Raw genomic sequence first — 23,812 nt, forward strand, 5'->3', positions numbered from 1 at the left:
TTGTAGCTGTTACTATTTTATTGGGATTTATTAGCGGTGGCTCTATGCTCATGCAGCCCACATTCCTTGTGAGAAGCCTCCCACCACCATCTTCCAGCACGAGCATCCTCGCCCGGCATTATGGCGCGCGTACATGGCGCACAACCTATACTAACAAAGCCCTTGTCATGAAGGGTATTATAAGGAATGCTTTTCTCCTTAATATAGGCCAACATGTCCTCCATTGTCCAATGCAACAAAGGGTTGTATTTCAAAATTTGATTTCCTTCATCCCATTCAAGCAAGTCCATATTTTGTCGGTTTGGACTCTGCTCTGATCTTAGACCAGTAATCCAAACTTTCTTACCATTCAATGCTCGTTTCAGTGGCGCAACCTTCCTCACATAGCAACAAGATTTTCTATTCTCTACAGATTGATAAAACCCATTAATACCATTGGTGCTAATAAGTTCTTCCACAGCCGCTGTCTCTGGATAAAACGGCTTTATAGAAAGTCCATATTTTACTATTGTTCTAGACCATAAATCATAAGTCTCATAAAACAACCTTCCAGTGTCTAAAGTAAAAACCTCAATTGGGAATTTATTGGCCGCTATTTTCTGAGTAATAACCTGATCTTCTTGTCCAAATGAGGTGGAGAAAATAATCTCCCCTGGAAATAAATCCACTAAAAGCCCCATTGCTTCCTCCATTGATAATTTTTCTATCCTTTGGGTAAGCTCTTTAATTTCACTTGCTTCAATCATATTGCTTCATTTTTCTGAAGGTAACTGTGGGTTAGAAAATTACCTTTAAGCCAGTTATGACATATACAGTCTACTGGAAACACAAAAGTACACAAAACCTACAAATATTATAGAGTAAATGGAAAAAAATTATTCTCGCTCCAATATATCTTGTAAAGTTTTCATTTCTAATATCTTAAGGGTCTCATCCCTCACTTCTGCCATCACCATATTTAAGCCACACTTCTCTTGGCTGGCACATTCCTCACATGGCTCGTAGTAATTTAAACTTACGCAAGGCAATAGTGCAATAGGTCCGTCGAGCAGCCTTATAATTTTAGACAATCGGATTTCACTGGGTAATTTAATTAAGTAATATCCTCCACCTTTTCCTTTCTTACTCCCCAAAAGCCCTGCTTTTTTTAATTCAAGCAGGATATTTTCCAAGAACTTATGGGAAATATTGTGGTGGGTAGAAATCTCCTGAATTGGCACTGCTCCCTGTTCCTTATGTTTACCCAAATAGGTCAAAGCATGAAAGGCATATTTAGTTTTTTTAGATAGCATGGGTTTTTGTAAAGGTTTTCTCCGAATTAAAGATAATCACTTTCCTATAAAAAATTAATTTCCCAGGTCTCTTTAACCCGAAATAAGTAGTGGACTTTAAATTACTTGATAAAATCACTTCAAAATCCTAATCTTCATAGCTGTTCTTAATATCAGCTTCCGCAAATGCAGTTACAGCATTGCAGAATTATTCTTAAGCCAAGAAATGGACTGACTATAAAACGATTGCGACAGATACGTATTAAAATCAAGCCCCCTATTGTAACCGAATCTAATGGATGGAGCAAAATATATCCATCGAAAAACTTCATTTCTTCAAATTTGCAAAAACTGCCAAGGAAATTAAAAAAAACAAGCGTCTGACTTTCATCAAACGCTTGTTTCCTCACTGTGTATAAAACTTAATTCAATTAGATCAAATCAACACTTCTCTTAACGAATGCCGTCAAAGCTTTTCCGGTCAACAAGCCTTGAGAAACCAAAGCCAAATCAAATGCTTGTTTAGCAAGTTTTTGTTGGGCTTCCTCATCTTCAGTTTTTAGAATTTTATCAATTACAGGATGGTTTCCATTGATCCCAACTTTATAATTGTCTGGCATCGCTCCATAGAAGCTCATACCTCCACCATTTTGAGCCATGTCTTTCATCCTACGCATAAATTCATCCATAGTGATCGTAACAGGCAATTCTTCAGGGCTAGCTCCTTCTACTTCTACAGTATAGGACTGATTGGCTATTGATTTTTCAAAAATCTCTTTCACCTTTTTAGACTGATCTTCTGAAAGTAGATTTTCATATCCTCCCTCTTTATCAATCAACTTATCTACTACATCAGCATCCACTCTTTTCAAGCTGGCATTTTCCAATTTACTTTCAAGATTTTGGATAAAATGACTATCAATGGGAGAATCCATCAATAATACGTCATAGTCCTTTTTATTGGCAGATTGGATAAATGCATCCTGCTTGTCAGCATCAGTCGCATATAGGTAAATCAATTTATCATCTTTTCCAGTTTGGAAAGGCTTGATTTTTTCCTTGTATTCTTCAAGGGTGAAATATTCTCCATTGGTATTGTTCAACAAGACAAAATCCTTGGCTTTTTCATAGAATTTGTCCTCAGAAATCATTCCGTACTTCACAAAAAGCCCAATGTCTTTCCACTTGGATTCATAAATTTTTCTGTCTTTTTTATAAAGCTCCCCAAGTTTGTCAGCTACCTTTTTGGTGATATAGTTATTGATCTTCTTAACATTGCTATCAGCCTGCAAGAAACTTCTAGATACATTCAGTGGTATATCTGGAGAATCAATTACCCCATGAAGCAACATTAAAAATTCAGGTACAATGTCCTTAACTTCATCCGTAATAAACACCTGACGACTAAAGAGCTTGATTTTATTTCTCTGAAGCTCAAAATCATTCTTAACCTTAGGGAAATACAATACTCCTGTAAGGTTAAATGGATAATCCACATTAAGGTGAATCCAAAAAAGCGGGTCTTCACTCATAGGATACAGCTCCTTGTAGAATTTCAGGTAATCCTCATCTGTAAGATCATTTGGTGATAGGGTCCAAATAGGATTGGTTTGGTTGATGATATTGTCAACCTCTACAGATTTCCATTTCTTTTCCCCTTTATCATCTACACCATCTTCTACACTTTCTGTTTTGGTACCAAATCGAATTGGAACAGGCAAAAATTTGGCATATTTATCTAGTATACCCTGAAGTTTGAATTTTTCAAGGAATTCCTCAGATTCACTATTGATATTAAGCGTGATCTCTGTTCCTCTTTCTGTCCTTTCTCCCGGACTAATTTCAAACTCAGTACTTCCATCGCAGGTCCATTTGGCAGGTTCTGCACCTTCTTGATAGGACAATGAGTCTATCACAACTGTGTCTGCCACCATAAATGCAGAATAAAAGCCCAAACCAAACTTACCTATGATCTCATTGGCATCTTTGGCATCCTTGAATTTTTCCACAAATTCGGAAGCACCCGAAAAGGCTATCTGATTGATGTATTTTTTGATTTCCTCGGCAGTCATACCCAAACCACGGTCAGTGATTTTTATCCATTTGTTATCTTTGTCAAAGCTAACATCGATGGTTAGATCGCCTAATTCCCCTTTGTATTGACCTAAAGTAGCCAACCTTTTGATTTTCTGTGTAGCATCCACTGAGTTGGACACCAATTCTCTTAAAAAGATTTCATTATCAGAATACAAGAACTTCTTGATAATGGGGAAGATATTTTCGGTGTGAATCGAAATTGTACCTTTTTCCTGCATGGTATTTTTTATTTTTATTTAAACAAAGTCAATTATAATCTTTTTGCTTAAATCAAGACTTGTTCCAAACTCATTTTAATGTCAAATTGTCAGTACCTGCTTAGAAATAGATGAAAAACCAACACCTAGTTGTAAAATTTTCTGCTTGTCTAATATATAGACTCCGTTTACAGTATTTTTAGAAAAGGAATGAAAATATTTTAGTATTATGCCTTTCCATCAAACCCAAATGAGCATGCGTTCCATTATTCTCATATTATTAATTAACCTGACATTGTTTCTTGGAAGCTGTCAAAGTGAAGCACAGAAAGCAAACAATTCAAAAAAAATGCAGCTTTGGTACACTTCTCCTGCCGATGAATGGCTGGAAGCACTACCTATAGGCAATGGGAGATTAGGCGCCATGATTTTTGGCGGGGTGAAAGAGGAACAAATTCAGCTTAATGAGGAAAGCCTTTGGGCAGGAATGCCGGAAGACCCTTATCCCGAAGATGTACAAAAACATTATGCGGCCTTTCAGCAATTAAACATGGAAGGTAAATACGAAGAAGCCTTAAATTATGGAATGAAACATCTGGCTGTTTCACCTACTTCCATTCGGTCTTATGAACCCCTTGGGGAATTGCATGTTACTTTTGACCATAAAAAATCTCCTGAAAATTACCGCAGGACCCTAGACATGGAAACCGGCATTGTATCTTCCACCTACACTATTGATGGGAAAAGATACCTACGGGAAGCATTTTCCTCCGACAAATACGACGTGATCTTTTATCGTTTTGAGAGTTTGGATGGAGAGCCGGTAAACAGTACTATTCGTTTTGATCGAGAAAAAGACATTGTTCAAAGCATAGGTGAAGGTGAGATACTTATTGTAGATGGTCAGGTATTTGACGACCCTGACGGCTATGATGACAATGTCGACGGCTCAGGGGAAACCGGATTGCACATGAAATTTGCTTCCCAAATAACGGCAACTTTGGACAATGGCAGTATCAGTGGAAATGGAAACACCCTTAAGGTCGAAAACAGTACAGGGTATACCGTTATTGTCAGTGCAGCAACGGATTATAATTTAGCCAAGCTAAACTTTGACAGAAACATTGATGCAAAAGACAAGTCTTTAAAATCATTAAAAGGGGCACTTGAAACAGCCTACAACACAGCTAAAGAGGCGCATACTGCAGCGCACAGTGAGATGTTTAACCGAGTAGCCCTATCTTTAGGAAGTCCACTTCAGGACACCATTCCTACTGACAAACGACTAGATCAGGTAAGAGAAGGCACCAATGACAATCACATTACGGAATTGTTTTTTCAATACGGCAGGTATCTTTTAATGGGCAGCTCTGTCAACAGGGCCATCCTTCCTGCCAATTTACAAGGCATCTGGAACAAAGAGATGTGGGCTCCCTGGGAATCGGATTTCCACCTGAACATCAACTTACAAATGAACTACTGGCCTGCTGATCAGACCAACTTATCCGAGGCCTTTGTTCCATTGTCAAATTTCATGGAGCAACTGGCGAAAAATGGGGAGACAACTGCAGAAAAATTTATCGGATCCTCCGGATGGATGGCACACCATGTTAGCAATCCTTTTGGAAGAACTACTCCATCTGGATCCACCAAGGACTCTCAAATGACCAATGGCTATTCCAACCCACTTGCAGGAGCTTGGATGTCCCTGTCCTTATGGAGGCATTATGAGTTCACGCAAGACCAGGAGTATTTAAAGGAGACAGCATATCCTGTCCTGGCTGGTGCAGCACAATTTATTTTGGACTTCCTAAAGGAGAATGAAAAAGGTGAATTGGTAACTTCCCCTTCTTACTCACCGGAAAACGCCTATATAGACCCAAAAACAGGTAAAGCCACAAGAAACACAACTGCTGCAAGCATGGACATCCAAATCATCAATGACATCTTCAATGCCTGCCTAAAAGCAGAGGAAATCATTGGAGACAAGCAATTGACTGCAGCCATAGAAAAAGCATCCAGCAAATTACCACCGATCAAAATCGGGAAAAACGGCACCCTTCAGGAATGGTATGAAGACTATGAAGAAGTGGAACCTGGCCACCGACACATGTCTCACCTGTATGCCTTGTATCCTTCCAACCAAATCACAAAGGATACTCCTGAATTATTTAAAGCAGCAGAGAAAACCATTGAAAGGCGATTGACATACGGTGGCGCCGGACAGACCGGATGGAGCAGGGCATGGATCATCAATTTCTTTGCGCGCTTGCAAAAGGGAGAAGAAGGACTTGAACATATCCATGAGATGATGGCCACTCAATTGTCTCCCAATATGTTTGACTTGCTGGGTAAAATTTTCCAGATCGAAGGCAACTTTGGCGCAACAGCAGGCATAGCCGAAATGCTAGTACAGTCACATGAAGAAGGAACCATCCGATTGCTACCAGCCCTACCTAAAGCCTGGAACACAGGTGAAGTAAAAGGACTCAAGGCCAGGGGCAACTTTGAAATAAGCATGGAATGGGAAGATGGTAAACTTAAAAAAGCAGCGATTCTGTCCAATTCCGGTGGTAAAACAAAGGTTTTGTGTCAGGGCAAGGAATATGAAATAGACCTGAAAAAAGGAGCTTCACAGGTTCTTTTATAAATTTTAAAAAATGGTTAGACCTTGATGGTGATAGCTTCAGCTCCACAGGCAACAGCCTGTGAGACGTTTTGAATGCATAAAGAACCTGAACAATAACCGTGTGGTGTCAACCCACGGTAAACGGAATATACCGCCAATTGATTTTGGCGGCATTGTTGCTTTTTTCTGCAACAATGCTGACAAAATCATAACGTCAATTTCCTACTCTGATCGCGCATTATTTCACTTGACCTCACCAAGCCCCAACAAGGTGAAATACTTCAGTCACGGGTGCCAGCTGGTGATACGTCATTTTTAAACACATCAAGAAGCCTGAAGGGCTTCAACAATAATAACCGTGCGGTGTCAACCCACGGTAAACGGAATATATAGCCATCTTGATTTTGGCGGTATTGTTGCTTTTTTCTGCAACAATGCTGACAAAATCACAACGTCTAATTCTTGACCTGATCGCGCATTATTTCACTTGACCTCACCAAGCCCTGACGGGGCGAAATATATCAGCCAAGGGTGTCAGCCCTTGGTGAAAAATGGTAGACACACCTTGATTTTGGCGGTATTGTTGCTCATTTTCTGCAACAATGCTGACAAAATCTACTCTTATGATGGTTTTTCTTAAAAATAAAACCACCTTAAACCCTTAATATCAACTGATTAAGACACCCCCTATCCTCACTGTTCATTTTTGGCTTGACCCAAAAACGAACCAAAAAGGTCAAGGCTGTCAAATCTTATTTCAAATGATGGATAAGGCTTAGGGTTAATAGGTCATTTGCATTACCATCATTTGATTTTTGGAGCTGAATTTCGGGCTAAAAATGAGTGGATCTCCTTGTTGGAGCTAACTCATTTTTTTAACCCCCGCTATCCATCTCCAAAAACCATAACCTTTGAAGGCCAATAATTGCCTAAAATATCATGTGCTCATTGAAGATTTTTTTTTACGAGTCAATATAATCCACATAGGGCTGTCCTTCCATGTTCCGTTAATTGTAACACTTTTTGCAAACCCTAAATCACCAATAGTAGGAAAGGATTATAGCCGATGTGACGTAATTGTAGAATACATATAGAAGCCTATAGGGCCTCAACTACAATAACCCTGTGGTATCAACCCACCGTAATCGGAATATACCACCAGAATCATAACCTCAATTTCCTAACCTGATCGCGCATTATTTCATTTGACCTCACCAAGCCCTGACGGGGCGAAATATATCAGCCAAGGGTGTCAGCCCTTGGTGAAAAATGGTAGACACACTTTGATTTTGGCGGTATTGTTGCTCTTTTTCTGCAACAATGCTGACAAAATCTCCTTTGAATCATTTTTTCTAAGAAATGAATTGAACTTAAATCCTAATATCAACTAGCTGAGGTAATTTCCACCTATCTTCACTGTTCATTTTTCCTTGATGAAAAACGAACCAAAAAATCAAGGCTGTCAAATCTTATTTCAAATGATGGATAAGGCTTAGGGTTAATAGGTCATTTGCATTACCATCATTTGATTTTTGGAGCTGAATTTCGGGCTAAAAATGAGTGGATCTCCTTGTTGGAGCTAACTCATTTTTTTAACCCCCGCTATCCATCTCCAAAAACCATAACCTTTGAAGGCCAATAATTGCCTAAAATATCATGTGCTCATTGAAGATTTTTTTTTACGAGTCAATATAATCCACATAGGGCTGTCCTTCCATGTTCCGTTAATTGTAACGCTTTTTGCAAACCCTAAATCACCAATAGGAGGAAAGGATTATAGCCGATGTGACGTAATTGTAGAATACATATAGAAGCCTATAGGGCCTCAACTACAATAACCCTGTGGTATCAACCCACCGTAATCGGAATATACCACCAGAATCATAACGTCAATTTCCTACTCTGATCGCGCCTTATTTCACTTGACCTCACTAAGCCCTGACGGGGCGAAATATATCAGCCAAGGGTGTCAGCCCTTGGTTAAAAATGGTAGACAAACCTTGATTTTGGCGGTATTGTTGCTCTTTTTCTGCAACAATGCTGACAAAATCCAAACCTCTGAGATAGCTAAACGTTTCATATTGGAATTTTCAGATTGATTTAACCCATAAAATCCTCATTGCAAAAAACCTAAAACCATGAACATCGACACAAACAAGAAAAACGCCATCAGCTTTTACAAAACGGCCTACCTCGGAAAGCCCAAAGAGGCGGTAGAAAAATATGTAGGTAAGGAATACATTCAACACAACCCCGCAGTAGCCAATGGTACTCAGGGTTTTATTGATTATTTTGATAAAATGCAGCGAGAATACCCCGAGAAATCCATCGAATTCTTACGTTGTATTGCTGAGGGTGACTTGGTGGCCCTTCATACCCGACAGATCTGGCCAGGAAATGACCAATACGTCACCATGGACTTTTTCAGATTTGATGAAGCCGGAAAAATCTGCGAACACTGGGATTCCATCCAACAGGTGCCTACCGATGCAGCCAACAACAATGGCATGTTTTAGTTGTGGTAATTGAATATTTCATGTCTTTATAAATTTCCTTAAAAATAGGAAGGAGTAGATTCAATCTACTCCTAGCAAGTGACAATAAGGCATCTTTTTCAACAAGGATTGACTTAGCATCAAATCTGCTAAAATTAACATGCTTAATCCGGGATTTTGAAAGCAACAACATTTGGTTCCTCATCGATGCTGACCCCATAGATTATTCCGTTTACTTCATCCACGGTAAAGCTTGTCAGAGGATAGTCTAAGGTATATTGGTTTACAATATTTCCCTGATAATCAAAAACGAACATTCTGTTCAGTTTGTCTGGATCACTAATATTCCTGAAGCTCTTCCCCAAATGGAGTCCATATATTAATTTTTCTCCCGCAAAGCTATCCAAATATTTTACGGTAAGTGTCTTAATATTCATAGCCGCCATGGGATATCCCATACTATAGTCTACCTCAAATTCGGGAACTTCATCTACAGGCCCTCTAATGGAAAGTATCTTTCCTGATGCTTTATCCAATACATCGATAAAATCTCGTCTTGATCCGGCAGATATAAATTTACGTTTATCAGGTGAGGCCTTTATTCTTCCCTGATGGATACTGCTGATCACATTGTAGGGAATGTCTTTTCTTTCGAACATACTGTCCCATTTACCATAGGTAGCCAAAGTATCCCCATTTAGAGAAACCTCAAAAAATTTATCATTACCGTCCACCATCGTAACCAATAAGCTAGTATCTGAAGCCCAAGTTAAATCCATTACATAATGAAAAATTTCTCCCAATCTCAACTGGCTATCTGCCAATTTAGAAGTATCTCCGGTAACTGAGTACTTCGAAAAAATAGTTTGTTCTAAATCATAGCACCAGAAGCTTTCCTTTTCAGAGGCATTCTCTAGTTTAGATACCATAGTTGCTTCTCTCGGACCAAGACCATTTTTCCCAGTGCTACGAATGTACTTCTCGGATTTAATGTCAAGGATATGCAAAAGATTATCTTTGGTCTTTTCACTTACCACTAAGTAATCCCCTAAACACAAAATATATCTGGGATTTATGATGTTAGGGAAATTGTATTTCTTCCCTCTTAGCGCAATCGGATCAGGAAGGTCTTTCTCATCAAAAATCACTATTGCTTCCTTGCCTTTTTCCTCAGCTGAGGGAGAACAGCCTAAGCCAAATACTAGAAACACAATGAAAGTCAGAAAATTATTGTTCATAATACCTAGAGGTTAAAGTCAAAAACCACCACACCAGGATCTATATCAGTAGTGATTCCAAAAATTCGCTGGCGCTCTTCGTCAACTGTAAAGGACTTTATAGGAGTATTCAATTTAAAAACGGTTTTGATATTTCCTAAAAGATCAAAGACAAACAGATTCGTTTCTCCCCTTCCTTGCGCCATAATTTCACTGTCCGTTTTTCCTGAATAGAGGCCAAAAACATGATCCTTCCCTAAAAACGCATCCATATAGGCCAACGGATGATCCGAAGTAATAACGGCTCCAGCATTTATTGCCTGGAATTCCGGTATCGCATTTTCCGGACCATTTATTTCTATTATCTCCCCACTTTTCTTGTCCAAAATTTCCAAATGGCCTCTTAAAATGCTGGCTTTGATGAATTTACCTGCAATTGGGTCTCCCATTAATTTCCCCTGATGCAGATCTGCAATGACATGGTCTTCAAAATCCCCAGGGACCAAACCTTTCCACATGCCATAGCCTTTAAGCCGTGCTCCATCGATATTGAATTCTACAAACTTGTTCTCGCCACGAGCTAGAAAAGTCATAAACGTACTGTCAGAAGCCCAGGTAATGCCCATGGCCAGGTAGAACGCTTCCTTTTGTCGCACCTGAGTTAGCGCTTTGGTATCATTTACATTTTCCAGCCCATATTCCGAAAAAAGCTTTCCTTCCAAACTATGTACCCAAAAGGTGTTCGGGTCAGTCCCTCCTTCAAGATTCCATGCCTTAGGCATTTCTCCAGGTCCATAGCCAACTGCACCAGTTAGGAAAAGATATTCCAAACTGTTCCAATCCAAAACATGGACAAAACTATCCCTTGGAGCTGATTCAATGATTAACAACTTGTCGTTTTTGTAAAGAAGTCTACTGGGCATTTTCAATTCCTCGATAAAATACTTTTTACCAAAAAGCTCCTTTTCAAGTGAAGAGATGGAATCCCAAGTAAATGACTTTTTATTGGTATTGCCACTATTCCTACTGCAACTGCAAAATACAGTTGCCCAGATAAAGCAAATAATTACAAGGGAAAAATTACATTTTAACCTTGTACGAAAGCGCCCGTTTTTAGTGGCAACTTTTCTATTTAAGAAATCAACCTTTTTCATTTCACTCACAGCTGATTACATCTTTTACAATTCCCCTAAACACAAACAAAGAATCAAGAATTCAATATTTACTCCCCATTGGGAAAGGCATCTTTCAAGGTTAGCGTAGCTAAGGCCTCCTGAACCTCCTCATAATAGTGCTCATATACATCGCAGCTACCAAAGAAGGTTTGAATTATCCTATTCTCTCTTTCAAAGAGGGTAACCTCGTTTTGGCGAGTATATTTAACACCTTTGGAATCAACTAGCTGGTTAGTATAATTTAACCTATAACTTTTAGATTTTTCATCACTACCTATTTCTTTTACCTTAAGGTCAATCAAACTTGAATTGGACCGATAATCAGCTACCATTTTATCCAAATGGCTCCCTATATCCAAAGCCGCTTCTTTAGGAAATAAAATTTTTACCTGAAGTGAAGCATCTCCGCAAAAGGACTTTTCTTCCCGTTTTGGACTCTTGAAAGTAGCCTTGTTTATGTACATTTCGTCACTTTCATAGTAGTCTTTTTTCACTTCCCCTCTTACAGCAGTATAATTCCACCCTACTGGTAATTTCATTTTGTAATAATCGTTCTCAGCAATGATTTCACTATTAGGGTCGATAATCTGATCTTGCTTTTCAGTTTTTTTGTCTTTCTCTGGGGAAGTCCCTTTTTGATTTTTACCAATAAGGGGACTGGATCTCACAGCATCTTTTAGGTTGTACTCGAAAAGTACACCTTCTTTAAAATAAGAAAATCCGTATATTTTTTGCCGTTTTTCTGAAACAGCATAGCTAGTGAGGAATTGATCCATCGTATAACGTTCCAATAGGTTTCCTTCCCAATCCCAGATTTCCATATGGGGCCGGAATGTCTCAAATTCTTCCATTATCTCACTTTTAGGTTTACCTACAAACATCACATAAATATGATTTTCGGTAGCGTAAGGCTCTACCCAAAAAAGATCCAACTCTTCACCAGAAACTGGTTTTTCAAGTGCTTCAACGCCTATTTCCTTCAATAATTCTCCCTTGGGATTATAAAACTTGATTTGATTTTGTGAAAAGTAAAATGCAGCCAACCTCCCGTCTTTTGGATTGATCACGGTTGATTTTCCAAAATCCTGATATAGGTTACCTTCACCACTACCCTGGTTTGTAGATTGTTCGGGATATTTACCAAATGTGGCTACTTCTTTAGCACTAAGCAGGTTTACCATTTGGTATTCCGGCCCTCCTGGTATAGCATCAAAAATATCACATATATAGGTGGAGTCATTGAGCATAAGCAGCCTGTTCACGGGGCCGGAATTGGACTTGAATAGTTTCACACTTTCCCCCATAACTGCCCCCTCCTCTTCCATCCTAATTTTTCTGAGCTTTGTACCAGAGACGACCACCATATCATCTCCCTTTTCTTGTAAAGAATTTACATTCACATAACTAAATTCATCAGGTCCTTCTCCTAGTTTACCAAAACTGTAAAGGAGAGAAAAGTCAGGCAAACTGAAAACCTTAAACAAGGATTCTTTGCCATTGTCTAGAATAACCGCCTTGTCAGGATACACCAGTATTTTGGAAGGAATCAGCACTGTACTGTCCATCGCTATTTCTTTGGATATCAAGCTCCCTGAATCTGGGAGTTCCCTGATCAACTTCTTTGAAGAATCATTGGATTGACAAGAAAGAAGAAAAAGAGCTGAAAGGAAAATAGCGATGCTTAGACCGTAGTTTTTTAAATATTTGAACATTAAAAACTTGTTTTAAAATTTAAACCCTATGTATATAGTACAATTAGAATGGGGGTGCATACACATTTCATCAAACTCCAATTTCTTTAAATAAAGGGTTAATTTGTATAGCTTTTATACTTCACTTTAATTGAAGGGACCCCGATGAGGAAAAACAACTCCAACTAATTTATTAAAAATTATTGAAGTAGAAAATCATTAAGTGGTTTTATTACAAGGATTTAAAAACAGCCAATTGCGAATTCCAACTTAGAAAAGCATTCAAAAACTACAATCACGGCTTTTCACCCGTGGAAGGTCCTTTATTCGATCAATCTTCTTAATAAGAAGGAGTAGATGCAATCTACTCCTAGCAGTGAGCCCTGGAAGGGCGAAATCTTTCAAGTCAGGGGCATTTGGTTACATTTTTCTATGCCTTCGAATCCGGGCTAAAAAAATCATTCACAATTGTCCAAAAAAAATGCCTGACTTTAAGCCAGGCATTTTCAATAGAATAAGTTAATTCAAAGAATTATTTTGCATCTACAATTTCAACGATAGGTTGACCAGTAGCTCCGTTTGGAATTCTGGTTTTTAACATCATGGATAAAGTTGGTGCAATATCTGTAATGGTCGCATACCTACTACTGCTACCTGGTTTTACACCCCAACCATAAAACACGATAGGAACATTGGTGTCATAAGTATAACCAGTACCATGGGTCGTGCCTTTACCGGCATTGGCGAGCCAAGCTGGCTCCATAATCACCATTACATCACCTGAAGATTTATGGTTATAGCCCATTTGTAACAAGTGCTTAAATCCAGTGGTATATTCATACCTTTTTAAATCTTCTGCAATGTAGGTCTCTTTAACCCCATCAAACTTCAGGATAAAGTTCGCTACCTCTTTTTGAACAGCTTCCAGAGAAAGTTCTTTTTCTGCAATCAACTCCCTGTTTAGGAAAATTTGCTGATTTGAGAAATTAGAAATCCAATCTCCTTGTCCATATTTTTGATTAACGAAATCCGTCAATTCAGTCATCATTGTTTTAGTATTCAAACTTCCTGAAGACATCCTTTCACTTTTCATGTAGTTAACCACATCGGCTACACCGTGATCAGCTGTAAGGAATACAAGGTATTGTCCTTTACCAATTTCTTTGTCCAAATAGTCAAAAAACCTAGCCAAATCCCTGTCTAATCTTAGGTAATTGTCCTCCACCTCTATGGCTTGAGGGCCAAATCTATGACCTATATAATCGGGTGTAGAAAAGCTAACTGCAAGAAAATCAGTTTCTCCTCTATTTCCCAATTGTTCTCCCTCTATGGCTGCTAAAGCCATTTCAACGGTAAAGGTATTTCCAAAAGGAGTAGAACTGATCATGCCCAAACCGCCATTGTCCTTCTGTAATTTTTTCAGATCATAAGGAAATGTAGGTCTGTCTTTGCCTTTAAATGGAGATTCAAATTCGTTATCATCCGCAGCTCCTTGTACATAGGTTTCTATTGGGAAAAGTGTTCCCCAAGTCTGATCCAAATATTTGGACACAAGTTTTCTATTGTTGAATTCTTTAACCCAAGAAGGCAATTCTTCGTGGTAATAACTGGAAGTCATAAAACCACCTGTTTTGCCGTCATACCAATAGGCATCTCCCAAATGGCCGGCAGGTAGGGCCGCGCCTCTATCCTTAATCGCTACCCCTACTACCTTAGAACGCTTACCAGTGGCAAACCTTAATTCATCTGTAATGGTGCTACTCAATAAGTTTCTAGGAGAGATCTTTCCACTGCTTTCACTTCCACCTACAGCTGTGACTGTTTGGTCTTCTGCACAATAAATATCATCATCCTTAGCACGGATGTACCAGTTATTACCTATGATACCATGGGTTGCGGGAGTGGCTCCGGTATAGACTGAAGCATGACCCGGTCCGGTATAGGTAGGGATATAATTGTAATGACCATTCTGCATCATGAAACCATCATGCATCAATCGCTTTAATCCACCTTCAACATACCTGTCGTGAAATCTGTAAAAATATTCCTGTCGCATTTGATCCACAACAATTCCTACCACTAACTTAGGTCGCTCTACTTCCCTTGCGGAATATTCTTGAGCAAAACTGAATTGGGAAAACAATAAGCATCCCAAGATTATCAATCTTTTCATATGGTCTATAATTTAAAATTTCGCCTGTAAATATACCTTTTTGCAAACCTAATGAGGGTAAACAATATCATTAATGATCAAAATTGGGATAAACGGAAGAAAAAAGTTTTAAACCTCAATAATTAGTCTTTGTTCTTTAGGTCTCCATTTTTTATGGATTTGATAAACTGCGCCCAAGCAAATGGATTGAGCAAAGGCATAGGCCTTGGACCATAGCGATCCATAGTCTGTTGGGTCTGTTGGTTGGTAAATTGCCTAAAATTCTCATTGCCTGAAGCTGGCATGTCTGCAGCCCAACGCAACAGCAATTGAGGACTTAAGTTACCTCTATTTAAAGGTGGTGCAGCATCTATATTCACTGCCAATATTGCATTTTTAAACTCTTCCTCTGTAGGGTAAGGCATTACCTGAACTTCCTGAAGCGCTATTTCATCTTGGACCATGGTAAGGATATAACTCACTTCATCCTTTTCCATGTCTTCAGGTATTGTGACGGTTTGTCTTTTCAGTCCAATATAAGAGAACACTATACTGTCTCCTGCAAGGACTGGCATAGAAAAATAACCAAACCTGTTACTACTGGTTCCTCGCCCTTTTTTAGGCACGTAAATGTTCACACCTGGTATGGCGGTGGTACTGTCTGCATTCAGAATGATCCCTGAAAACTGAATTACTTTTTTATCCTTGGTTTCCTGAGAAAAGACATCTACTGAATTTCCCAAAAGCCCTAATAAAACAACAAATAATAGGATTAGCCTTTGTCTCACTTTTACAATTTTATTCGAGGAAATTCTCCCGATATATTAACACGAAATTTCTGACATTTCTAAATAAGATCAATGATCACACGATATTAAGCGAATTACTTTTGAATTCATTAACTTCAAACCGATTTATTTGTTAAAGTTAATTAAATGCGGTTAAAAAACATAAGTTTAAACTACGGAATGCGGGTCTTCAAAGCCCTTTCCGAGGAGTCCAGGGTACGTATCCTGCATCTACTCATGCAAAACCAGGAATTATGTATTTCAGACCTAGAGCATATTTTGGAATTCACCCAAACAAAAACAAGTCGCCACGTAACTTATTTGAAAAATGCAGGACTAATTGGTAGCAAGAAAAAAGATCAATGGACCTTTTACTATGTTTTGGATGAAGCACACGAAATTCTAAATCAAATTTTGAAATTTATTAAAAAGGATCAAAACCTTCTCCGTGATCAGGAGGTTTATGAGATATTGTATTCCAACAGAGAATTGGCCATCAATAAATTTGAAAACAATCCATACAGAAAATAATAAATAGTGAGAAAATACAAGCATCTATTTTTTGATCTCGACCACACCCTATGGGATTATGACAGCAATGTCAGAGACTCCTTGTCAGAATTGTTTATTGATTTTAATTTAGGAAGTTTAGGCAATCCTGATTTCGAATTGTTTTTTGACGCTTTTCAAATAACCAATCATATCCTCTGGGAACAATTCAACAAGGGAGTAGTAGACAAAGACGAACTCAGGGCCATGCGTTTCAAAGAAGTTTTCACTAGAGCAAAACTTAGCGTCTCAAAAATACCAAAAGAGCTAGAAGAGGAGTTTATTTTGCGGACATCCTCCAAGCCAAAAGTAATGGATCATGCTTTCGAAACTTTAGACTATCTGAAATCAAGGTATGAGTTACATATCATTACCAATGGCTTCAACCAAAGCCAGTACAATAAACTAAAATCCTCCAAACTGGATAGTTATTTTGATTTAATCGTCACTTCGGAAAACTCCGGATTTAGAAAGCCTGACAAAAGAATTTTTGACCATGCCATGCTCCAACTTAAAACTGAGGCAATAAACTGCCTGATGATAGGTGACAATCCTCTATCAGACATTCAAGGAGCTCAAAATGCCGAAATCGATCAGGTTTTTTACAATCCATTAAAGACCGAGAGTAAAATTAGCCCTACCTATACTATAAATCACTTATCAGAACTCACTACAATTCTATAAACAGCTCAATTCTGCTAAGCCATCGATATTTTGTATATTTGAGTTATAAGCAGATTGAAAATTAAAACACCATACTATTATGCTAAAAGGCTTTTTTAATGTACCAGAACCAAGCAATGAACCCGTCAGAAATTATGCTCCGGGATCCAAGGAGAGGGGTTCTTTACAGGCTGCCTTAAAAGCAGCTCGTGACCAAGTAGTAGATATTCCGATGTATATCGGGAGTGAAGAAGTAAAAACCGGAACGACTACCGCTATCTACCCTCCACATGATAGACAGCACCAAATTGGGCAATTCCACTCCGGAGACAAAGGACATGTCACACAAGCCATAAATGCAGCCCTAGGAGCCAAACCTGCCTGGGAAAACATGCAATGGGAACAAAGAGCTGCTATATTTCTAAAAATTGCAGACCTGCTAGCAGGTCCCTACCGTGATAAAATCAATGCCGCAACCATGCTTGGGCAATCGAAAAATGCCTATCAGGCAGAAATAGATGCGGCCTGTGAATTGATAGATTTCTTGAGGTTCAATGTCAAATTCATGACAGAGATCTATGCCCAACAACCTCCTATTAGTGGAAATGGGGTCTGGAATAGATTAGAGCAAAGGCCTTTGGAAGGCTTTGTTTTTGCCATTACTCCCTTCAACTTCACAGCCATAGCAGGGAATCTACCCACCGCACCAGCCATGATGGGGAATACGGTGGTTTGGAAACCTGCCGAAACTCAGATTTACTCTGCCAAGGTATTGATGGAGGTTTTTAAGGAAGCAGGTTTGCCTGATGGGGTAATCAATCTGATCTATGTGGAAGGCCCTGATGCAGGTGATGTAGTATTTTCGCATCCTGATTTTGCGGGACTTCATTTCACCGGATCTACAGGAGTTTTTCAATTCCTATGGAAACTTATTGGAAATAATATTTCCAAGTATAAAACCTATCCGAGAATAGTCGGAGAGACAGGTGGTAAAGACTTTGTAATTGCTCATAAATCTGCTGACCCAAAAGCATTGGCCACAGCATTGAGCCGTGGAGCTTTTGAGTTTCAAGGACAGAAATGTAGTGCAGCCTCCAGGGCTTATATCCCCTCTAATCTTTGGGAGTCCGTAAAAGAATATTTACTAGAAGACCTTGCTTCCATGAAAATGGGAGGAACTGAAGATTTTGGTAATTTCATCAATGCTGTAATTGATGAAAAAGCTTTTGATAAAATAAGTGGCTATATCGAAGCTGCCAAAACTGCTCCGAATGTAGAAATACTTGCCGGAGGAAATTGTGATAAAACCAAAGGCTTTTTTATTGAGCCTACCGTGATCTTAGTGCATGATCCTATGTACAAAACCATGGTAGAAGAGATTTTCGGTCCAGTCCTGACCATCTATGTTTATCAGGCCAACCATTTTGAAGAAGCACTGGAGCTGGTGGACCAAAGCTCTCCCTATGCCCTCACCGGTGCAATCTTCTCCAAAGACAGGTATGCTGTAGAAATGGCTACCAGTAAACTTCGACACGCTGCGGGCAACTTCTACATCAATGACAAGCCTACAGGCGCCGTCGTGGGCCAACAGCCTTTCGGAGGATCAAGGGCCTCGGGAACAAATGACAAAGCAGGCTCAATGATTAATTTACTTAGGTGGGTTTCTCCAAGAACCATTAAAGAAACCTTTGTCAGTGCCACAGATTATAGGTATCCATTCCTGGAATCAGAAAAATGATACACAAAGAAAAAGGCATTACTTGTAAAACAGTAATGCCTTTTTCTTTTACCATATACTTTTAAGTGAATAAAGCTTGTTCTCTGCTTCAAAGCCATCTAATAAAAGATCGGAATAGCCATGTTCAGGAAAAACCAAGGCTGTCATTGCAAGAGCTCCATCATTGACAAATACCTCAACAGAGGACCGGTCCAAAAGTATCCTTAGCTCATTTATTTTAAGTTCATTGAGCGGGGCAGTCATTACCGAAGCAAAACCATCCTTAAAGTCCGTAAGACCTGAATTCCTTCTGTCAATAAATAACTCATCTGCTCTTTTACCGATAACTAGAATTTCTCCATACTCATTTTCAAAAGTGGCCGAGAAATCACCTGCTTTTGGTTTAAGAGAAATCTCTAACAGTTCATTTTCAAGTACTACTTTCACCCCTTTTACAACAGAAGGCTGATCCCTTAATTGCTCCAACTCTTTCACGGGATTAGAGGCCAGCCATAGTTCTTCCCCTTCCCTGTACAAGGACAAAGTTCTTGGAAAAGTCATAGCTGAACGCCAAACTTCTGTAGGTACTACTTGTGCATAGTCCCAATTACTCATCCAACCGATAAATAGTTTACGCCCATCCGAATCAGGAACATTGGACCAGGTCACCCCGGCATAATTGTCTGTCCCATGATCTAACCATTTTATATCTTTCTGATTGGTAGTAAAGCTTTCCCCATCAAAATCGCCGACAAAATACTGGGTCGCCGATCCCCCGTTTGGTCCACCAGGATTAATGCTTACCAATAAAATCCATTTTTGATCTCCTTCTGGGCTTGTCAAAGGAAATAGATCCGGACATTCCCAAACACCGCCATACGCAGCCCAAGCAGGGTTAAAATCACTTTCATGGGTCCATTCTATTAGATTGGGGGATGAATAAAAGCTTATTTTATCCTTTACCGCCAATGACATTATCCAAGCTGTCTTGCCTTCAATCTCGACTTTAGTCACTTTGGGATCTCTGAAATCCTTAATTCCCGGATTGGCGAGAACAGGATTACCCTTGAATTTATCCCAGGTAACACCATCATCCAGACTGTAGGCAATGCCCTGGGTCTGAAAATCAATCCTTCCGGCATCTCCTTTTACATTATCATGATAGGTGTAGATGGCAACCAAAGGTGGGTTCTCAGCAGTACCTAAACCACTGCTATTTTCACTATCAAACACAGCAGAACCAGAAAAAATCCATCCTAGGCTATCCGGAGCTATGGCAAAGGGCAAATTTTCCCACTCCACAAGATTTTTAGAGGTTGCATGTCCCCAATGCATAGGACCCCAAACATTGCTATCTGGATAGTACTGGTAAAAAAGGTGGTATTCTCCTTTGTGGAAAACCATACCATTGGGATCATTCATCCAATTGGCTGGGGGACTGAAATGAAACTGAGACCTGAATGGCTCATTGTATTCGTTGAAAGTAGAAATCTCCGAAACAGCCTCCTCTTTGGTTTTGGTTTGGCAAGAAAATCCGATCATTACAATAAAAGACAATGCTAGAATCTGCTTAACTCCTTTCATAATACATGTATTTAAATGATTAATTTATTCATCCAATTCTTTAACACCATGTAGAACTATCCTAAAAGTTGTTCCTTTACCAAGTTCCGATGTATTTACGAATATCCTCCCATTGTGATATCCTTCCATTATTCTTTTGGCCAAGGTCAATCCCAGTCCCCAACCTCTTTTTCTGGTCGTAAAACCCGGATTAAAAACCTTTGATAGCATCTTTTTTTCTATACCCTTCCCCGTATCAGAAATATCTACAAATACGAATTGCTCACTTTCCTTGACAATATTAATCCGAATGGCTCCTTGCCCCTTCATGGCATCTACAGCATTTTTACAGACATTTTCTATTACCCATTCGAAAAGTGACCTATTCATTTGAGCATGGATATTTTCTGCGTGAGAATTTAGTTCAATGCTGACTTTATTGGAGATCCTTGGTCTCAAATAATTAATAGCGTCACCAACTACCTGGTACACATTCTCTGGCTTAATCACAGGAGTACTTCCTATATTGCTAAACCGCTCAGTCACCATGGTCAATTTATTGATGTCCTTCTCTATTTCCAGGATGACCTCTTTATTTTCATCGTATACGGGAGAATTCTTGAGGTAATCTATCCAAGCCATTAGTGAAGCCAATGGTGTTCCCAATTGATGGGCAGTTTCCTTGGTCAATCCAGCCCACAATCTGTTTTGCTCAGCTACTTTACTTTGGTTAAAGAAGGCATAAGCCAGAAGGCCAAAAACCAAAATAACCGAAAGCTGCACATAAGGATAATACTGCAATCGGGTAAGTAGGTCCGAGTTTCTGTAATAAATAAAAACATCATCAGAAAGGCTAATCGGTTCATACAGCTCTTTCATGGACTCCAATTCCTCCAATAGATAAATCTTGACTTCTTCCTCCGAGCTATTGGTCGGGATATTGATGTTTTTATATTCCATGGGCTCTCCACTGGAATTCACGGTAATTACAGGAATAGATTTATTTTCCTGAATAATCACCTGAAAAACAAAGGTTAGATTGTCTGAATTTACAGAGGCATATTCTAAGGCTTCGGCATACAAATCCACTTGGCGTTTTTCCCGAATTTTAAGCTCTTCTACCAGTGTATTGGTATAATATATTGAGCCTAAACCTATAACAAAGGAAAAAATAAATATAGCCCATTTTACCTTCTCCCTGTTTTTATATAAATCTAAAGATGCTAGGTCTTGGAATTTTCTCTTCATTGTAAATTGGTGTTCCCGAACTTAAGTAAGTTCATAATGAGAAACAATATAAAGCAGGGATTATTGCCTAGAATGGCAGAAAATTCTAGTACTAATCAACAATTAAAGCATACAAATTTAACGGTCAAAGCTAGTTTTGCTTTATCCATTTCCATAGCACTTTATAATTCACTTTAGAGCCATGCACCAATATTCCTATTCGGTATATTTTTCCTGCAAGCCAGGTAGTGGACAAAAACCCAAGTACCAAAAGGGAAATAGAAAGTGCCAAATGGTGCCATGGAACGCCAAAACTAACCCTTCCCATCATGGCCACTGGAGAGGTAAAGGGGATGACAGAAAGCCAAAAAGAGACATTACTATTGGGATCGTCTAATACAAAAATAAACAGCCCCATGTACGCAACCAATAATGGAATTGTAACAGGGAACATAAACTGTTGGGCATCAGAAGGGCTGTCTACTGCGGCCCCAATTGCCGCAAAAAATGCTCCATACAATAAATATCCACCGACAAAATAAATCAAAAATGTCAAAGTAATCTGTACAAAATCCAGACCTTGAACCATCTGTAAGATTTCTAATAATTCAGGGTTTCCTTCTGTAGGAAATACTCCTTGCTGACCAGACATCTCTAATATTTGCTGCTGTGGCATTTTCATGCCAAAATATCCCATAACCAAGGAAGAGACTGCACTTATTAATAGAATCCATATTAGAAATTGCGTCAAACCAACAGCACCAATACCAATAATTTTCCCCATCATCAACTGGAAAGGCTTTAATGAGGAAACCAAAATCTCTATAATTCTACTGGATTTTTCCTCTATCACACCTTGCATGACTTGGTTACCATAAACGAAAATAAAGGTATAAATCAGTATACCGGCAAGAAAACCAATGGCATAATTTACTACTGAGTTTGAAACGCGCTCTCCTCCAGCTTCGCTAACTATAATCGTTTGAATATTTACATTCGTCTTGTATGCAGAAAGGATCTCCGGGTCAATGCCCAAAGCTTCCAGCCTATATGCTTCCATTTTTCTTTGAAGGGACAATTCCAAGCTCGAAATCATTGAAATTGGCGGGGTTTCCTCACTATAAAAAACGATACCTTCTGGATTTGAGACATCCAGATCAGGGATATAAAGAAAACCAAACCTGGCTCCCTCTTGCACCAATAATTTGGCGTTTTCCTGTCCCAACTCCCCATAAGAAAAGGAATACAATTCATTGCTCTCTAAAAAAAATGAATTGTTTTCATCAACCACCTCTATCACTCTCCTGGCTTCACCTACAGAGTCTGACATTCCTACCCATAAAAACAAGCCTAGAATGGTAGGGAAAACTAGAGGAGTTATAAGTGTTGCGAGGAGGAAGGAGCGTTTTTTAACTCTTGCCAGGTATTCTCTTTGTATGACTAAGAAGATTTTATTCCCCATGACTTTCATTAATTTTTTGAATGAATATCTCTTCTATACTGGGAACGATTTCTTCAAAACCAAGAATCTCCCCTTCGTTCATGAGTGCTTTCAAGACATCATTAGGCTTCTGCTCATTCAAGCTCAACTTAAATTCCATAAATCCGTCTTGGATAAGCAAATTTTCTCCTTCTGGAACAAAATCCACACTTCCCGGGATCATTTTGACCCGAAAAACATTGGTTTTTGCTTCATCCTTTATCGTTTTCACCGTTCCGTCCAAAATTTTCTCTGACCGATTGATCATTGCTATTTGGTCGCAGAGTAATTCAACGGACTCCATCCTATGGGTAGAAAGGACAATGGTTACCCCTTGGTTTTTCAATTCAAGAATTTCATTTTTAATAATCTCTGCATTCACAGGATCAAACCCGGAAAAAGGTTCGTCCAAAATTAATAAATCCGGACGGTGGATAACAGTGGCTATAAATTGCACTTTCTGCGCCATTCCCTTAGACAGGTCCTGGATTTTTTTATCCTTCCATTGGGTGAGATTAAGCCTATCCAGCCAATCGGTGATTTTTTGTTTGGCTTCATTCTTACTGAGGCCTTTAATTTGAGCAAAATACAACAATTGCTCTTTAACTTTCATCCCTTTATAAAGACCTCTTTCCTCAGGAAGGTAACCGATATTTCTAACATGCTCCATCCTCAAGGGCTCTCCATTAATAAAAATATCCCCAGAGTCTTGGTCTATAATTTGATTTACTATCCTGATGAGTGTTGTTTTACCCGCTCCATTGGGGCCCAGCAACCCAAAAATCTTACCTTGATCAACAGAGAGATCAAAATTTTTGAGTGCTACATGTGATCCATAGGATTTATTTAATGATCGAATGCTTAATATTTCCAAATGAACAATAGTTTAGCAACAGGTTTG

At 39.0% G+C, this 23,812-nt stretch carries 17 protein-coding genes; 5 read left to right on the forward strand and 12 right to left on the reverse strand.

From position 1 onward, the window contains the following. Positions 1-17: 17 nt before the first annotated feature. From CA2015_RS04675 to htpG, 3 genes are all read right to left on the reverse strand, one after another. Positions 18-746 (reverse strand): phosphoadenylyl-sulfate reductase, encoded by a 729-nt coding sequence (locus tag CA2015_RS04675; RefSeq protein ID WP_048640850.1) that lies wholly within the window; start codon positions 744-746, stop codon positions 18-20. 129 nt (positions 747-875) lie between these two features. Continuing rightward, on the reverse strand, positions 876-1,292 hold the full coding sequence (locus CA2015_RS04680; protein WP_048640851.1) for an RrF2 family transcriptional regulator: 417 nt from the start codon (positions 1,290-1,292) through the stop codon (positions 876-878). 410 nt (positions 1,293-1,702) lie between these two features. Further along, positions 1,703-3,586, reverse strand: coding sequence for a molecular chaperone HtpG (gene htpG, locus CA2015_RS04685; protein ID WP_048640852.1), 1,884 nt, complete (start codon positions 3,584-3,586; stop codon positions 1,703-1,705). A gap of 235 nt (positions 3,587-3,821) precedes the next feature. Here htpG and CA2015_RS04690 point away from each other — a divergent pair, with 235 nt between their 5' ends. Both CA2015_RS04690 and CA2015_RS04695 read left to right on the forward strand, forming a co-directional pair. After that, on the forward strand, positions 3,822-6,215 hold the full coding sequence (locus CA2015_RS04690) for a glycoside hydrolase family 95 protein (RefSeq protein WP_240477927.1): 2,394 nt from the start codon (positions 3,822-3,824) through the stop codon (positions 6,213-6,215). Between the two features lie 2,117 nt (positions 6,216-8,332). After that, the gene (locus CA2015_RS04695; RefSeq protein WP_048640854.1) at positions 8,333-8,710 is read left to right on the forward strand and encodes a nuclear transport factor 2 family protein; all 378 of its coding nucleotides are present in this window, start codon (positions 8,333-8,335) and stop codon (positions 8,708-8,710) included. Positions 8,711-8,853: 143 nt separating this feature from the next. Here CA2015_RS04695 and CA2015_RS04700 read toward each other — a convergent pair whose 3' ends face one another. From CA2015_RS04700 to CA2015_RS04720, 5 genes are all read right to left on the reverse strand, one after another. After that, positions 8,854-9,927, reverse strand: coding sequence for a BF3164 family lipoprotein (locus tag CA2015_RS04700; protein ID WP_048640855.1), 1,074 nt, complete (start codon positions 9,925-9,927; stop codon positions 8,854-8,856). Positions 9,928-9,932: 5 nt separating this feature from the next. Continuing rightward, the gene (locus tag CA2015_RS04705) at positions 9,933-11,060 is read right to left on the reverse strand and encodes a BF3164 family lipoprotein (RefSeq protein WP_048640856.1); all 1,128 of its coding nucleotides are present in this window, start codon (positions 11,058-11,060) and stop codon (positions 9,933-9,935) included. 68 nt (positions 11,061-11,128) lie between these two features. Then, positions 11,129-12,793 (reverse strand): BF3164 family lipoprotein, encoded by a 1,665-nt coding sequence (locus CA2015_RS04710; RefSeq protein WP_048640857.1) that lies wholly within the window; start codon positions 12,791-12,793, stop codon positions 11,129-11,131. 511 nt (positions 12,794-13,304) lie between these two features. Next, the gene (pafA, locus tag CA2015_RS04715; protein WP_048640858.1) at positions 13,305-14,945 is read right to left on the reverse strand and encodes an alkaline phosphatase PafA; all 1,641 of its coding nucleotides are present in this window, start codon (positions 14,943-14,945) and stop codon (positions 13,305-13,307) included. 122 nt (positions 14,946-15,067) lie between these two features. After that, positions 15,068-15,712 carry a carboxypeptidase-like regulatory domain-containing protein gene (locus tag CA2015_RS04720; RefSeq protein WP_048640859.1) on the reverse strand — a complete coding sequence of 215 codons (645 nt, stop codon included), beginning with the start codon at positions 15,710-15,712 and terminating at the stop codon, positions 15,068-15,070. A gap of 147 nt (positions 15,713-15,859) precedes the next feature. Here CA2015_RS04720 and CA2015_RS04725 point away from each other — a divergent pair, with 147 nt between their 5' ends. From CA2015_RS04725 to pruA, 3 genes are all read left to right on the forward strand, one after another. Then, positions 15,860-16,243, forward strand: a complete 384-nt coding sequence (locus CA2015_RS04725) for an ArsR/SmtB family transcription factor (RefSeq protein ID WP_048640860.1) — start codon at positions 15,860-15,862, stop codon at positions 16,241-16,243. Between the two features lie 6 nt (positions 16,244-16,249). Next, positions 16,250-16,945, forward strand: coding sequence for a YjjG family noncanonical pyrimidine nucleotidase (locus CA2015_RS04730; RefSeq protein ID WP_048640861.1), 696 nt, complete (start codon positions 16,250-16,252; stop codon positions 16,943-16,945). A gap of 79 nt (positions 16,946-17,024) precedes the next feature. Beyond that, positions 17,025-18,662 carry an L-glutamate gamma-semialdehyde dehydrogenase gene (pruA, locus tag CA2015_RS04735; RefSeq protein WP_048640862.1) on the forward strand — a complete coding sequence of 546 codons (1,638 nt, stop codon included), beginning with the start codon at positions 17,025-17,027 and terminating at the stop codon, positions 18,660-18,662. A gap of 48 nt (positions 18,663-18,710) precedes the next feature. Here pruA and CA2015_RS04740 read toward each other — a convergent pair whose 3' ends face one another. The 4 genes from CA2015_RS04740 to CA2015_RS04755 form a co-directional block, all read right to left on the reverse strand. Then, the gene (locus CA2015_RS04740) at positions 18,711-20,225 is read right to left on the reverse strand and encodes a glycoside hydrolase family 32 protein (protein ID WP_048640863.1); all 1,515 of its coding nucleotides are present in this window, start codon (positions 20,223-20,225) and stop codon (positions 18,711-18,713) included. Between the two features lie 24 nt (positions 20,226-20,249). After that, the gene (locus CA2015_RS04745) at positions 20,250-21,452 is read right to left on the reverse strand and encodes a sensor histidine kinase (RefSeq protein ID WP_048640864.1); all 1,203 of its coding nucleotides are present in this window, start codon (positions 21,450-21,452) and stop codon (positions 20,250-20,252) included. Between the two features lie 130 nt (positions 21,453-21,582). Beyond that, positions 21,583-22,893: an ABC transporter permease gene (locus CA2015_RS04750; RefSeq protein WP_048640865.1), complete on the reverse strand. Its 1,311-nt coding sequence runs from the start codon at positions 22,891-22,893 to the stop codon at positions 21,583-21,585. After that, on the reverse strand, positions 22,883-23,785 hold the full coding sequence (locus CA2015_RS04755; RefSeq protein WP_048640866.1) for an ABC transporter ATP-binding protein: 903 nt from the start codon (positions 23,783-23,785) through the stop codon (positions 22,883-22,885). Before CA2015_RS04755 ends, CA2015_RS04750 begins: the two co-directional genes overlap by 11 nt. Positions 23,786-23,812: the final 27 nt, after the last annotated feature.

Source organism: Cyclobacterium amurskyense (genome assembly GCF_001050135.1).
GTDB lineage: Bacteria > Bacteroidota > Bacteroidia > Cytophagales > Cyclobacteriaceae > Cyclobacterium > Cyclobacterium amurskyense.